The sequence below is a fragment of the Domibacillus epiphyticus genome (assembly GCF_001975785.1).
Classification (GTDB): Bacteria; Bacillota; Bacilli; order Bacillales; family Domibacillaceae; genus Domibacillus; species Domibacillus epiphyticus.
The window spans coordinates 1-13,056 of the sequence record NZ_MSFI01000017.1 but is presented as its reverse complement, the minus strand read 5'-3'; the positions used below and the strand labels follow the sequence as shown (position 1 = coordinate 13,056).

Genomic DNA, 13,056 nt, shown 5'->3' with positions numbered 1-13,056 from the left:
GGACGCCGCCTGGCACGTTAAGACAACTTGAGAAATCAGGTTGTTTTTTTGTTGGTGTTTTTTTTATATGACGTTACAATAGAATATGAGACATCTTGATATCAAGGAAAATTATATTGAAATATTTAATAAGGGAATTTATTGAAGCCTTTATGTAATGATAAAGCGTTTCCTTTTAATGTTCGGTTTTAAGTTCGAAAATTCCAAAAAATCTAACATATGATTCGTATCTTGACATAATACCCGTTCAATTGTTAACCTACTAATAATATTTTTCGGTCAGGGAGGTTTAAATATGTGGGAAGATAAGTTTAAAAAAGAAGGATTAACGTTTGATGATGTGTTGCTTGTGCCAGCTAAATCAGAGGTGCTTCCTAAAGATGTGTCATTGAAGGTAGAACTAACACCAAGCTTGAAATTAAATATTCCAATGATCAGTGCCGGTATGGATACGGTAACAGAAGCTGATATGGCGATTGCAATGGCACGTCAGGGCGGTCTGGGTATTATTCATAAAAATATGAGTATCGAGCAGCAGGCGGAACAAGTAGATAAAGTAAAACGTTCTGAAAGCGGCGTTATTAGTGATCCATTCTTTTTGACGCCAGAACATCAAGTATTTGATGCTGAACATTTAATGGGGAAATACCGTATTTCTGGTGTGCCGATTGTAAACAATCAGGAAGAGCAAAAACTTGTCGGTATTTTAACAAACCGTGACCTTCGTTTTATTCAAGATTATTCAATTTTAATTACAGATGTTATGACAAAAGATGACCTTGTTACTGCTCCGGTAGGAACAACCCTTGAAGAAGCGGAACAAATTCTTCAAAAGCATAAAATTGAAAAACTCCCACTTATTGATGACCAAGGCGTTTTAAAAGGCCTTATAACGATTAAAGACATTGAAAAGGTTATTGAGTTCCCGAATTCTGCGAAAGACGCTCAGGGACGTCTCCTTGTAGGTGCTGCTGTCGGTGTAACAGCCGATACGATGAAACGCGTTGAAATGCTTGTAAAGTCACATGTAGATGTGATTGTTATAGATACAGCGCATGGACATTCCGCAGGTGTTATTGAAACTGTAAAAGAAATTCGTGCATCCTATCCAGAATTAAATATCATTGCGGGTAACGTGGCGACAGCAGAAGCGACTCGCGAGTTGTTTGAAGCAGGCGTTGACGTTGTGAAAGTCGGTATTGGGCCTGGGTCTATCTGTACAACACGTGTTGTTGCAGGTGTGGGTGTTCCACAAATTACAGCCGTATATGACTGCGCAACCGAAGCACGTAAATATGGGAAAGCGATCATTGCGGATGGTGGAATTAAGTATTCAGGGGATATTGTAAAAGCCATCGCGGCAGGTGGTTCTGCCGTTATGCTTGGCAGTCTTCTTGCTGGTACTACTGAAAGCCCAGGCGCAACAGAAATCTTCCAGGGTCGCCGCTTTAAAGTATATCGTGGTATGGGTTCTGTCAGCGCAATGGAAAAGGGTTCAAAAGACCGTTACTTCCAGGAAGATGCGAAAAAATTTGTTCCTGAAGGCATTGAAGGCCGTATTCCTTACAAAGGTCCTCTTTCAGATACATTGTATCAATTAACAGGCGGACTTCGTTCAGGTATGGGGTACTGCGGATCAAAAGATATCGAAGCACTTCGTGAAGATAGCCAGTTTATCCGAATGACGGGTGCAGGTCTTCGTGAAAGCCATCCACATGATGTGCAAATTACGAAAGAAGCACCAAACTACTCAATGTAATAAAAATGTCGCCTGTCCGCAATGGACAGGCTTTTTTATTTTCTTTTTTTCAACTGTAATGAAAAATTAAAATAGGTTTAATAATTACAGTATTTCTTTTTAACCACTCGTCTGCGTTTTTTGTCTTGGCGGCGCATGAATTCATTTCCTTTTTCAACTCTTTCTTTTTTACATAGATATCCATGTCGATTGACGTCTATTTTTCCACTGAAAATGTATGGTACAATAACGAAAGTGTGACAAAAAAGATGGAGGGTTTTCAGTGTGAAGAAAAGAAATGGATATCGGATTAGCGCTGTCTTTTTAAGCGTACTGTTGTTGGTTGGTTTATTGGGGCCAGGTGGAATGAAAGCGGAAGCGGCTTTTGAAGTAAATGCATCAGCGGCTATTTTAATTGATGCGGAAACCGGACAGATTTTATATGAGAAGAACAGTGAGAAGCAGCTTGGCGTCGCAAGTATGTCGAAAATGATGACTGAATATTTGCTCCTTGAAGCGGTGAAGGCCGGAAAAGTAAGCTTCGAGGATACGTACCAGGTGTCTGACTATGTATATACTGTTTCACAGGATCGCAGTCTTTCAAACGTACCGCTCCGTGCTGGTGAAACATACAACATAAAAGAGTTATATGAGGCAATGACAATTTATTCAGCGAATGCTGCAACGATTGCGATCGCAGAAAAAATTGCTGGTTCAGAAGCAGAATTTGTCAAATTAATGAATAAGAAAGCAAAAGAACTTGGTCTTGAACAATATAAATTCGTGAACTCAACAGGCTTGAATAACAAAGACTTAAAAGGAAATCATTCAACGGGTGGCGAGGCGGATGAGAATATGATGTCCGGCCGCGATGTGGCGACGCTTGCTTACCGTTTATTAAAGGATTACCCGGAAGTACTGGAAACGGCCAGCATACCGAAAAAGAAGTTTCGTGAAGGTACAGATGATGAGATAGCCATGGAAAACTGGAACTGGATGCTTCCTTCACTTGTTTTTGAGTATGAAGGAATGACAGGCTTAAAAACAGGTACGACTGATTTTGCGGGTTACTGTTTTACAGGAACTGCAGAGCGAAATGGTCAAAAACTGATCGGTGTTGTGATGGATGCACAAAGTACAGATGGTGCCGGGTCATACAATGCTCGGTTTGTTGAAATGAAAAAATTGCTTGATCATGGATTCAACCAGTTTGAACGTCATGAAATTGCTAAAGCTGGAAGCCAGCTCAAAGGCGCTGAAACATTGCCGGTTCAAAAAGGAAAAGAGAACGAAGTGAACATTCAAACGAAATCTGCCGTTGCAATTTTAGCGCCAAAAAGCTCAAATGCGAAATATAAAGCAGATGTGGTTTTGAATCGTTCGGATTTAAATGCGAATAAAGAACTGACAGCTCCAGTAGAAAAGGGGAAAGTGGTTGGTTCTGTTGTTGTAAAGGATGAAAAAGGACAAGAAGTTCCATTTTTGAAAGCAGCTGCCGATACACAGGTAGAAACCGCAGAAAAAATTGAGAAAGCGAACTGGTTCGTGCTTTCAATGCGTGCGGTTGGCGGTGGTATTGCAGATGGCTGGAACTGGATCGTCGACAAAGTAACTGGTTGGTTTTAATGAAAAACACCTTCTGCTATTGACAGAAGGTGTTTTTTCGTGTTTAGTATGATTTAGGAAATTAACTAAATTGTCTTTTTTGATCGATATAGGAGGAATGAAAGATGAATACAGGAACAGATCGCGTTAAACGTGGAATGGCTGAAATGCAAAAAGGCGGCGTTATTATGGACGTTGTTAATGCGGAGCAGGCAAAAATTGCGGAAGAAGCTGGCGCAGTAGCAGTTATGGCACTTGAGCGTGTCCCTTCTGATATTCGTGCAGCAGGCGGTGTTGCCCGTATGGCTGACCCGCGCATTGTAGAAGAAGTAATGAATGCAGTCACAATTCCGGTAATGGCAAAAGCGCGTATCGGCCACATTGTGGAAGCGCGTGTGCTTGAAGCGATGGGTGTTGACTATTTAGACGAAAGTGAAGTATTAACACCTGCGGATGAAGAGTTCCATTTGTTAAAAAGCGAATTCACAGTGCCATTTGTTTGCGGATGCCGTGACCTTGGCGAAGCAGCTCGCCGTATCGGTGAAGGAGCATCTATGCTTCGTACAAAAGGAGAGCCGGGAACAGGTAACATCGTTGAAGCGGTTCGTCATATCCGTAAAGTAAATGCACAAGTTCGCAAACTGGTTCATATGAATGATGATGAAATTATGACGGAAGCAAAATTGCTTGGTGCACCATTTGAAGTGCTTCTTCAAATTAAAAAAGAGGGCCGCCTTCCAGTCGTTAACTTTGCGGCAGGCGGTGTTGCCACTCCAGCGGATGCAGCTCTTATGATGGAACTAGGCGCAGATGGCGTATTTGTAGGCTCTGGTATCTTTAAATCAGACAATCCGGCAAAATTTGCACGTGCCATTGTTGAGGCAACAACTCATTATCAAGATTACAAATTGATTGCTGAATTGTCGAAAGAACTTGGCGAGCCAATGAAAGGACTCGAAATTTCGAAAATTGCACCGGAATCACGCATGCAGGAGCGCGGCTGGTAATGACGAAAATCGGTGTATTAGGGCTGCAAGGTGCAGTTCGTGAACATGTCCGCTCAATCGAAGAAAATGGGGCGGAAGCGGTTGTCGTGAAATGGCCGGAGCAGCTTGAGGATATTGATGGATTGATTTTGCCGGGCGGTGAGAGCACAACGATGCGTCGTCTAATTGACCGGTATGGCTTCATGGAGCCTCTTCGTCAGTTTGGTGAATCAGGCCGTCCGATGTTTGGTACGTGTGCAGGGCTTATTTTGCTCGCAAGCGACATTGTCGGCTATGATGAACCGCACCTCGGTTTAATGAATATTAAAGTTGAACGCAATTCCTTTGGACGTCAAAAGGAAAGCTTTGAAGCGGATCTGTCCATTAAAGATGTGGCAGAAAACTACAATGCGGTATTCATCCGTGCACCTCATATAGTATCAGCGGGAGAGGGAACGGAAGTGCTGGCGGAGTGCGATGGACGAATTGTTGCTGCTCGTGACCGCCATTATCTTGGCTGTTCGTTCCATCCGGAGCTAACAGATGATCACCGTATTGCCCGTTATTTTATTGATATGGCAAACGAGGCGAAAGCGTCACTTGCGAAGGCATAAAAAATATAGTACATTGAACATGAATTAAATAAATGAAACGCGATGAAAGAAGCCAGTAGCATGATTTTTTTCTAAAGAGAGCCGGTGGATGGTGCAAACCGGTGTAAGAAGCATGTGAATCCATTCTGGAGCGGTGTGCTGAAGTAAGAGTAGGCATTTTTCCGGCGCAGGCCGTTAAAACGATGTTGAGAGGAAAGCTTCATGCTTTCAATCAGGGTGGTATCGCGGAATATAACTTCCGTCCCTTTTTTAAGGGGCGGAAGTTTTTTTAATTGTAAAAAGGAGGAATTTTTCATGTTGGATATGAAGTATTTGCGTTCTAATTTTACAGAAGTGAAAGAACGATTGAAGTTTCGCGGTGAAGATATGACCGCTTTTGAAAACTTTGAAGCGCTCGATCAAAAAAGACGGGAGCTTCTGGGACAGACAGAAGAATTGAAAGGGAAGCGCAACAGTGTGTCACAGGAAGTGGCTCGCTTGAAAAAGGAAAAGCAGGATGCGGATGCACTCATCGTCGAAATGCGTGAAGTCGGCGAAAAAATTAAGGAACTGGATACGGAGCTTCGTGAAACGGAAGAGAAGCTGGAAAGTTTGCTTCTTAATATGCCGAACATTCCACATGAGAGTGTGCCGGCTGGCGAGTCGGAAGATGATAACGTGGAGGTGCGCCGCCATGGCGACGTGCGCGAGTTTACATTTGAAGCGAAACCGCACTGGGATATTGCGACAGATCTTGATATTTTAGATTTTGAACGGGCCGGAAAAGTAACAGGCAGCCGTTTTACCTTTTACAAGGGGGCGGGTTCAAAATTAGAGCGTGCGCTGATCAGCTTTATGCTGGATCTGCACACGGAAGAGCATGGCTATACAGAAATAATGCCGCCATACATGGTAAACCGGTCGAGCATGACAGGTACTGGCCAGCTGCCAAAATTCGAAGAAGATGCATTCCGTATTGAAGCAGAGGATTATTTCCTTATTCCGACAGCGGAAGTGCCGGTAACAAATTATCATCGCGATGAAATTTTGAGTGTGGACGAACTGCCGATTGCCTATGCGGCGTACAGCGCATGTTTCCGCTCTGAAGCCGGTTCTGCTGGACGTGATACACGCGGATTGATCCGTCAGCACCAGTTTAACAAAGTTGAAATGGTTCGTTTTGTAAAGCCGGAAGATTCTTATGAAGAGCTTGAAAAATTGACAGGGCACGCAGAAAAAGTGCTTCAATTGCTGGGGCTTCCATATCGCGTTCTTAATATGTGTTCAGCAGATCTTGGGTTCACAGCTGCGAAAAAATACGACATTGAAGTATGGCTTCCAAGCTACGATGACTATAAAGAAATCTCATCTTGTTCAAACTTTGAAGGCTTCCAGGCAAGACGGGCGAATATTCGCTTCCGACGTGAAAAAACGGGTAAACCGGAACACGTTCATACGTTGAATGGATCAGGTCTTGCGATTGGCCGAACAGTTGCAGCGATCTTAGAAAATTATCAGCAGGAAGACGGAAGTGTTATAATTCCTGAAGTGCTTCGTCCATATATGGGCGGTAAAGAGCGAATTGAGAAAAAGTAATATCTTTTTGATGGCGGTCTGATACATATCAGCCGTCTTTTTTAAGGAGAAAAAAGTTTTCGGTTTTTCACATAACAAATTACTGCATACCGTTATATTTTCTTTTTAGAAATTTTGAAAATCGTATTGACAGTTTTGTTTATTATATGTTAAATTAACTCTTGTCGATACGGAGGAATACCCAAGTCTGGCTGAAGGGATCGGTCTTGAAAACCGACAGGCGGGTCAAACCGCGCAGGGGTTCGAATCCCCTTTCCTCCTCCATTTTTAACATAAGCGCATAATAATTGGAGATATGAACGTCCACCTGATATTTCAGGTGGACGTTCTTTTTTATTTTTTGACAACGGTAAACCGGTCTGATAACAGCAGCCAATTTTGCGGGAATGACATCCCGATCCGCCAGTACGCCATACCACGCAGGTTTAATTCCTTTAGCAGCACAAATTTCACATCAATTGAACGGGCATCCTCAAACCATACTTTATGAAGACGCCCATTCTCATCCGTGTAATCAATATACGGAGCCTGTGCTGCACGGTCATAGCGGATTGAAGCATTATACCGATCGGCAAGCCGAATAGCTTCCTGAGGGCTGATTGCGCGGGCTGCGGGGTTCCCTGGACGGTATGGAAGCGTCCAGTCATAGCCATACAAATTTTGTCCCATAACGACTTTGGATGCCGGCATTTCTGATACTGCATATGTCAATACATCGCGTACAGGGCCAATAGGCGACACGGCCATAGGAGGACCATAGCTGTAGCCCCATTCATACGTCATTATGATACTGAAATCTACAATTTCCCCGTGTGCTCTATAATCGTGCGCTTCATACCATCTGCCCTGCTGTGTGGCGCTGGTTTTCGGTGCAAGTGCAGTAGAGATTGTTCTTCCTTCCCGGCTGAAACGCTCTTTGGCCCGGCGCAGAAACCGATTGTATGCTTCCCTATCTTCCGGGCGTAAATATTCAAAATCAAAGTGGATGTCACTAAAATTGGATTCCCGGGCAATTCTGCTTATATTATCCAAAAAGGTTTGCTGCACTGCCTCATCATTTAATAAAATACGCCCAAGTTCGTCACTGAATTGTGTGTTTTCCTGATTTGTTATATCCATCATGAGGGCAACCCCATTTTGTTCGGCGATCGGCTGGAGCGGAGCGATAGCGGGCTCTTCTAGTGAGCCATCCCGTCTTGCGTTATAGCTGACCGGTGCAAAATACGTCAAGTGGGGTGCTGCCTCCCGTGCACTGTTCAAAAGATTTTCAGAATAACCGGTTGCAGCAGGCTGGATATAACCAGTGAATTCTGCACGTGTTTTCACCGGTGCAGGAATACGCAGCTGCCGTCCGACTTGTAACGGAACGGATGGTGAAAGTCCATTCAGCCGTGCCAGTTCTTGAGCGGTTGTCCCATATTGCCGGGCAATGGTCCAGAGGCTTTCACCGGGCGAAACGACGTGAATACGACCGGGAATCGGAATAACGATTGCCTGACCGACAACGAGGCGATTGGGATTCGGCAATTGGTTTGCCTGGGTGATCGTCTCTGCAGTCGTTCCGAATCGTCTAGCAATTTGAAAGATTGTATCTCCGCTTTGGACTACGTATATTTGCAAAAACGTATCCCCCTCTCTGTACATATGTACAAAGAAAAGAGGCTATTTATTCCTGTTCTTTTAACAAACTAATTAATTGGCTAGCAGGACGCACATCTGCTTTAAGAACGGTTTCCATCATATTGAGCGCATATTCATTAAAATTAGGGGATTCAGAAGCGGTCCCGTCGCTCGGCACATACACGTCAAATTCACGCATATACGCATCATTTGCTGTAAAAAAAACACATATATTGCCCGCCACGCCGGTCACAATCACCGCGTCTGTATTGAACTCATGTAAAAGGGTATTTAAAGCGGTTCCGTAAAAGCCGGAATGTTTTGGCTTGATCAAGAAATAATCATCACGCTCGGGTTTCATTTGCTGTATAATAGGGGCGCTTATGTCATTTTGAACGTGATCAATCAGTAATTCTATATCGGCTTTCCATAAATTATAATGATCATTTACATAAATGACTGGAATATCATTTGATCGGCAATATGTCTTTAAGGCCAAAATCGAAGGAACTATTTTTTTAGTTTGAGCGGCTAATTTTTCACCGTTCGGGAAATTAAAATCATTTATCATATCAATAATGAGAAGAGCAAATTTTTTTGTCATGTTTTATCCTCCTTTAACGATAATGTTTACCCAACTTTTGATAGAAAGGATCATGAAAATTGGATGAATATTTTATGAAACTGGCCATAGCTGAAGCAAAAAAAGCGGAACAGCTTGGTGAAGTGCCGATTGGAGCTGTGATTGTAAAAAACAATGAAGTGATTTCTTCCGCTTACAATTTACGTGAAACGACACAAAATGCGGTGACTCATGCGGAACTGCTGGCGATCGAAAAGGCATGTGAAGTGATTGGGTCGTGGCGGCTGGAGGAAACGACGCTTTATGTCACATTGGAGCCATGTCCAATGTGCAGCGGTGCCATCTTATTATCCCGGGTCGACCGGGTTGTATATGGCGCGGCCGATCCGAAAGCAGGCTGTGCAGGGACATTGATGAACTTGCTGGATGATGATCGCTTTAATCACCGTTGCGACGTCGTACCCGGTGTGCTGGCTGACGAGTGCGGGATGATGCTGACAAACTTTTTCCGCAGCCTGCGCCGGAAGAAAAAGGAACAAAAACAAAGGCCAAATGAATAAAGCAATCATTGATTTTTAGTGTTTAAGGTAGTATAATGGATTCTACCGTGCTAAGTGGGGAGGTAGCGGTGCCCTGTATCCGCAATCCGCTCTAGCGGGACTGAATTCCTTCTCGAGGCTGTTTAATTGTGGGGTCTGCCTTTTGTAAGTGACGTTGACGTCCGGGTCCTGCGCAATGAGAATCCATGAACCATGTCAGGTCCGGAAGGAAGCAGCATTAAGTGGACTCTCTCATGTGCCGCGGGGCAGCCTGGACTGAGTTAACTGCTCTAGTAACGCCTGTGATTGGCAGTCGACGGAAGGTGCACGGTATACATAATAAAGATAAGATGTCCGGTTTGCCGGACGTCTTTTTTTGTACGCCTTTTTATAGTAAAGAGAAGAACGTTCGTTTATAATGGAAGAAGGACTGTGAAGGGGGAAGACGATGAGTTATCAGGCATTATACCGTGTATGGCGGCCGCAAAATTTTGCGGATGTCGTTGGACAGGAGCACATAACAAAAACGCTTCAAAACGCTCTCCTTCAAGATAAAATCTCACATGCATACTTATTTTCCGGTCCGCGGGGCACAGGGAAAACAAGCGCAGCCAAAATTTTGGCGAAAGCGGTCAACTGTGAAAACGGTCCTGTAGCAGAACCCTGCAACGAATGCCGTGCCTGTCTCGGTATTTCCGATGGATCCATTCAAGACGTGATTGAAATTGATGCGGCGTCCAATAATGGAGTGGATGAAATTCGTGACATTCGTGATAAAGTAAAATATGCTCCGGGCTCTGTTGAGTATAAAGTGTATATAATTGATGAAGTGCATATGCTTTCCACGGGTGCCTTTAATGCACTGTTAAAAACACTGGAAGAACCACCGGGTCACGTAATCTTTATATTAGCAACAACGGAACCACATAAAATACCATTAACGATTATTTCCCGCTGTCAGCGGTTTGACTTTAAACGAATTACTGCACAGGCGATTACGGGCCGAATGAAACTGATTTTAAACGAAACCGGTACAGAATATGACGAAGCAGCTCTTCCTATTATTTCAAGGGCGGCAGAAGGCGGGATGCGTGATGCGCTCAGCCTTCTTGATCAGGCAGTTTCATACAGCCGCGGCCGTTTGATGGAAGAGGATGCGCTTGTTGTAACCGGTACAGTCGGCCAGGGAATGCTGAACGCAATTGCCCGTTTTGTTCATGAGGAAAATGCAGCGGAAGCGGTTCAGACGCTTCACGGGCTTTTAATGGAAGGAAAAGATCCTGTTCGTTTTACAGAAGATTTTATTCTCTATTTCCGTGATATTCTGTTATATAAAATGACACCGGATCTAGAAGAATCGATGGAACGGACAATGGCAGATTCAGAATTTATTGAAATGGCCGGTCAGTTTTCCGAGCAGGCAGTATATGAATATATTGCAACGTTAAATAAAACACAGCAGGAAATGAAATTTACGAATCATGCCCGTATTTATCTTGAAGTGGCTCTTGTGAAAATGTGCCGCATGCAGGTCCGTCATCCTGCTGCGGTCTCTGCGCCGGAAATCGAAGGGCTTTTGGAGAAAATAAACAGGCTTGAGCGGGAAGTGCAGGAACTGAAAAGCCGTCCATCGGGTGGTGCGGAGCCGGAATCAGCCCGCCAGCCGGCAAAAAAAATGTCCCGACCGACTACCCAATTCAAAGTGGCTGTGCCGCAAATTGAGAAGGTCTTATTAGAAGCGACGAAACAGGATATTCAGAATATTAAAAGCCGATGGGGCAGTATGATTGGTTATTTAAATGAGCGGCAAATGCGTTCACAAGCCGCCCTCTTGAACGATGCAGAGCCTGTCGCTGCTTCAAGTGATTCATTTGTGCTAAAATTTAAATACGAAATTCATTGTCAAATGGCTTCTGACAACAAAGCGTTTATGGATTCCATTTCAACTATATTGAATGAGCTGACAGGCAAACCGTACCGCCCGTTTGTGGTGCCGGAAGAGTCTTGGCTTGATATCCGCCGTTCTTTTTTGAAAAAACAAAAAGAAGACGGTACATATACACCGCCTGCTGACGGGTCTGATATGGACGTGCAGGAAGAAGAAGAGGATCCGCTTGTTTCAGAAGCGCTGAAGCTTGTCGGTGAAGAATTTCTTGAAATTAAAGACTAATTTATACGGAGGATGATGATAATGATGCGTGGCGGAATGGGAAATATGCAAAATATGATGAAGCAAATGCAAAAAATGCAAAAGCAAATGCAAGAGGCACAGGAAGAACTTTCAGCAAAGCAATTTGAGGGTACAGCAGGCGGAGGCATGGTGAAAGTCAGCATGTCTGGACAAAAACAAGTGGTTGACGTTCAAATTAAAGAGGAAGTTGTCGATCCGGATGATATCGATATGCTTCAAGACCTTGTTCTCGCTGCAGTGAACGACGCCCTGAAAAAAGTAGATGATGAAACCAACCAGAAAATGGGACAGTTTACGAAAGGGATGAACCTTCCTTTCTGATTAGGAGGAATTGACGGATGTACTATCCCGAACCGATTACAAAGCTGATCGACAGCTTCATGAAACTGCCGGGCATTGGGCCGAAAACTGCGGCTCGTCTGGCTTTTTTTGTTTTGAATATGAAAGAAGACGATGTACTTGATTTTGCAAAAGCACTTGTCAATGCAAAACGTGACCTTGGTTATTGTTCCGTTTGCGGACACATTACTGATCAAGATCCATGCTCGATCTGCAAAGACGAACGGCGCGACCGGAGTATCGTTTGTGTTGTGCAGGATCCAAAAGACGTCATTGCAATGGAAAAAATGAAGGAATTCAATGGTCTGTATCATGTGCTGCATGGGGCAATATCTCCGATGGAAGGGATCGGACCGGAAGATATAAATGTGCCGGACCTTGTCAAACGTTTGCAGGATGAGACGATTAAAGAAGTGATACTGGCGACAAATCCGAATATAGAAGGAGAAGCGACGGCCATGTATATCTCCCGTCTTTTAAAGCCATCTGGTATCCGTACAACGCGTATTGCCCATGGTTTGCCGGTCGGTGGTGATCTCGAATACGCAGACGAGGTGACATTGTCCAAAGCCATCGAGGGCCGCCGCGAACTATAGGAGGATTCAACATGCTGTTTCGCAGAAAACAAAAGATGAATGCAGCGTACGATGAGAAATTGATTGAGCTGCTCGGCCGTTCTAGAAAAGAATGGTTTCAACACCGTGAATTGCTCCGGTTGAGTTTTGAGCAAAACGATGAACTTGAAGCCCAGACGAAAGCGGCGCAGGCAAAATATTTTTTCCTTTTCAGAGAAGCAAAAAAGCGAAAGATCCGCATAAAAGAATAATCCACTTCCATATGATGATATGGGAGCGTGAGGATAAATGAGGAAAATAGCTTATTTAGCGGCTTTGACTATAAAAAAGATCATTATAGGTGCTTTCTTTCTCTATATAGTAAATATAATGATAAACAATGTGGGAATGCATATTTCAATGAATATCACGACATCCTTGATAGCAGGATTTCTTGGGCTGCCGGGCATCCTTATGCTGGCAGCCATTCATTTATTTATTTTTAATTAAAAAGTTACAAGAGATGGTTGACGAGTTTGTTGGTAAGTGATATATTATTAAACGTTGCCGCTGAAAAGCGGATAATAACTTTTAAAAAGTTATTGACTTATGATTCTTGAAATGATAAGATGATAAAGTTGTTCAAGACAACAAAAGATTGATTGAACATTGAACATTGAAAACTGAACAAAATCAATAAAAACGTCAACGT

13 protein-coding genes, 1 tRNA gene, 1 other RNA gene and 1 other annotated feature are annotated in these 13,056 nt (G+C 43.6%); of the genes, 13 read left to right on the top strand and 2 right to left on the bottom strand.

Annotated elements, in window-relative coordinates:
• The first annotated feature begins 295 nt into the window (after positions 1 to 295).
• The 6 genes from guaB (at position 296) to BTO28_RS10505 (ending at position 6,782) form a co-directional block, all read left to right on the top strand.
• On the top strand, positions 296 to 1,759 hold the full coding sequence (gene guaB, locus BTO28_RS10530) for an IMP dehydrogenase (RefSeq protein ID WP_076766018.1): 1,464 nt from the start codon (positions 296 to 298) through the stop codon (positions 1,757 to 1,759).
• A gap of 264 nt (positions 1,760 to 2,023) precedes the next feature.
• Positions 2,024 to 3,364 carry a serine hydrolase gene (locus tag BTO28_RS10525; RefSeq protein WP_076766016.1) on the top strand — a complete coding sequence of 447 codons (1,341 nt, stop codon included), beginning with the start codon at positions 2,024 to 2,026 and terminating at the stop codon, positions 3,362 to 3,364.
• A 104-nt stretch (positions 3,365 to 3,468) separates the two neighbouring features.
• On the top strand, positions 3,469 to 4,350 hold the full coding sequence (gene pdxS, locus BTO28_RS10520) for a pyridoxal 5'-phosphate synthase lyase subunit PdxS (RefSeq protein ID WP_076766014.1): 882 nt from the start codon (positions 3,469 to 3,471) through the stop codon (positions 4,348 to 4,350).
• Complete coding sequence (gene pdxT, locus BTO28_RS10515) at positions 4,350 to 4,943, top strand: pyridoxal 5'-phosphate synthase glutaminase subunit PdxT (RefSeq protein ID WP_076766012.1); 594 nt, start codon at positions 4,350 to 4,352, stop codon at positions 4,941 to 4,943. Before pdxS ends, pdxT begins: the two co-directional genes overlap by 1 nt.
• Before the next feature lie 33 nt (positions 4,944 to 4,976).
• Positions 4,977 to 5,192 (top strand) — a binding site (T-box leader).
• 45 nt (positions 5,193 to 5,237) lie between these two features.
• Positions 5,238 to 6,518, top strand: a complete 1,281-nt coding sequence (gene serS, locus BTO28_RS10510; RefSeq protein WP_076766010.1) for a serine--tRNA ligase — start codon at positions 5,238 to 5,240, stop codon at positions 6,516 to 6,518.
• A 171-nt stretch (positions 6,519 to 6,689) separates the two neighbouring features.
• Positions 6,690 to 6,782 (top strand) — tRNA-Ser (locus tag BTO28_RS10505).
• A 69-nt stretch (positions 6,783 to 6,851) separates the two neighbouring features.
• Here BTO28_RS10505 and BTO28_RS10500 read toward each other — a convergent pair.
• On the bottom strand, positions 6,852 to 8,138 hold the full coding sequence (locus BTO28_RS10500; RefSeq protein ID WP_076766008.1) for a LysM peptidoglycan-binding domain-containing protein: 1,287 nt from the start codon (positions 8,136 to 8,138) through the stop codon (positions 6,852 to 6,854).
• A gap of 46 nt (positions 8,139 to 8,184) precedes the next feature.
• Complete coding sequence (locus tag BTO28_RS10495; RefSeq protein ID WP_076766006.1) at positions 8,185 to 8,742, bottom strand: isochorismatase family cysteine hydrolase; 558 nt, start codon at positions 8,740 to 8,742, stop codon at positions 8,185 to 8,187.
• A 74-nt stretch (positions 8,743 to 8,816) separates the two neighbouring features.
• Here BTO28_RS10495 and tadA point away from each other — a divergent pair, with 74 nt between their 5' ends.
• The 7 genes from tadA to BTO28_RS17680 all read left to right on the top strand — a co-directional run bounded on the left by tadA (position 8,817) and on the right by BTO28_RS17680 (position 12,854).
• A complete protein-coding gene (gene tadA, locus BTO28_RS10490; protein ID WP_076766004.1) occupies positions 8,817 to 9,281 on the top strand; it encodes a tRNA adenosine(34) deaminase TadA in 465 nt (154 codons plus the stop codon).
• Positions 9,282 to 9,326: 45 nt separating this feature from the next.
• Positions 9,327 to 9,591: signal recognition particle sRNA large type (ffs, locus tag BTO28_RS10485), an RNA gene on the top strand.
• A 117-nt stretch (positions 9,592 to 9,708) separates the two neighbouring features.
• A complete protein-coding gene (dnaX, locus tag BTO28_RS10480) occupies positions 9,709 to 11,430 on the top strand; it encodes a DNA polymerase III subunit gamma/tau (protein WP_076766002.1) in 1,722 nt (573 codons plus the stop codon).
• Positions 11,431 to 11,454: 24 nt separating this feature from the next.
• The gene (locus tag BTO28_RS17290) at positions 11,455 to 11,772 is read left to right on the top strand and encodes a YbaB/EbfC family nucleoid-associated protein (protein WP_076766022.1); all 318 of its coding nucleotides are present in this window, start codon (positions 11,455 to 11,457) and stop codon (positions 11,770 to 11,772) included.
• A 17-nt stretch (positions 11,773 to 11,789) separates the two neighbouring features.
• A complete protein-coding gene (recR, locus tag BTO28_RS10470; protein ID WP_076766000.1) occupies positions 11,790 to 12,386 on the top strand; it encodes a recombination mediator RecR in 597 nt (198 codons plus the stop codon).
• 11 nt (positions 12,387 to 12,397) lie between these two features.
• Positions 12,398 to 12,616, top strand: coding sequence for a YaaL family protein (locus BTO28_RS10465; protein WP_083711486.1), 219 nt, complete (start codon positions 12,398 to 12,400; stop codon positions 12,614 to 12,616).
• A gap of 37 nt (positions 12,617 to 12,653) precedes the next feature.
• Entirely contained in the window at positions 12,654 to 12,854 is a 201-nt protein-coding gene (locus tag BTO28_RS17680; protein ID WP_076765998.1) for a pro-sigmaK processing inhibitor BofA family protein, read from the top strand.
• Positions 12,855 to 13,056 lie beyond the last annotated feature (202 nt).

Excerpts from the sequence above, each read along its gene's own strand:
- BTO28_RS17680 (WP_076765998.1), top strand. The coding sequence starts at position 12,654 with ATGAGGAAAATAGCTTATTTAGCGGCTTTGACTATAAAAAAGATCATT.
- guaB (WP_076766018.1), top strand. The coding sequence starts at position 296 with ATGTGGGAAGATAAGTTTAAAAAAGAAGGATTAACGTTTGATGATGTG.
- pdxS (WP_076766014.1), top strand. The coding sequence starts at position 3,469 with ATGAATACAGGAACAGATCGCGTTAAACGTGGAATGGCTGAAATGCAA.
- BTO28_RS10495 (WP_076766006.1), bottom strand. The coding sequence starts at position 8,742 with ATGACAAAAAAATTTGCTCTTCTCATTATTGATATGATAAATGATTTT.
- pdxT (WP_076766012.1), top strand. The coding sequence starts at position 4,350 with ATGACGAAAATCGGTGTATTAGGGCTGCAAGGTGCAGTTCGTGAACAT.
- dnaX (WP_076766002.1), top strand. The coding sequence starts at position 9,709 with ATGAGTTATCAGGCATTATACCGTGTATGGCGGCCGCAAAATTTTGCG.
- serS (WP_076766010.1), top strand. The coding sequence starts at position 5,238 with ATGTTGGATATGAAGTATTTGCGTTCTAATTTTACAGAAGTGAAAGAA.
- tadA (WP_076766004.1), top strand. The coding sequence starts at position 8,817 with ATGAAACTGGCCATAGCTGAAGCAAAAAAAGCGGAACAGCTTGGTGAA.
- recR (WP_076766000.1), top strand. The coding sequence starts at position 11,790 with ATGTACTATCCCGAACCGATTACAAAGCTGATCGACAGCTTCATGAAA.
- BTO28_RS17290 (WP_076766022.1), top strand. The coding sequence starts at position 11,455 with ATGCGTGGCGGAATGGGAAATATGCAAAATATGATGAAGCAAATGCAA.
- BTO28_RS10465 (WP_083711486.1), top strand. The coding sequence starts at position 12,398 with ATGCTGTTTCGCAGAAAACAAAAGATGAATGCAGCGTACGATGAGAAA.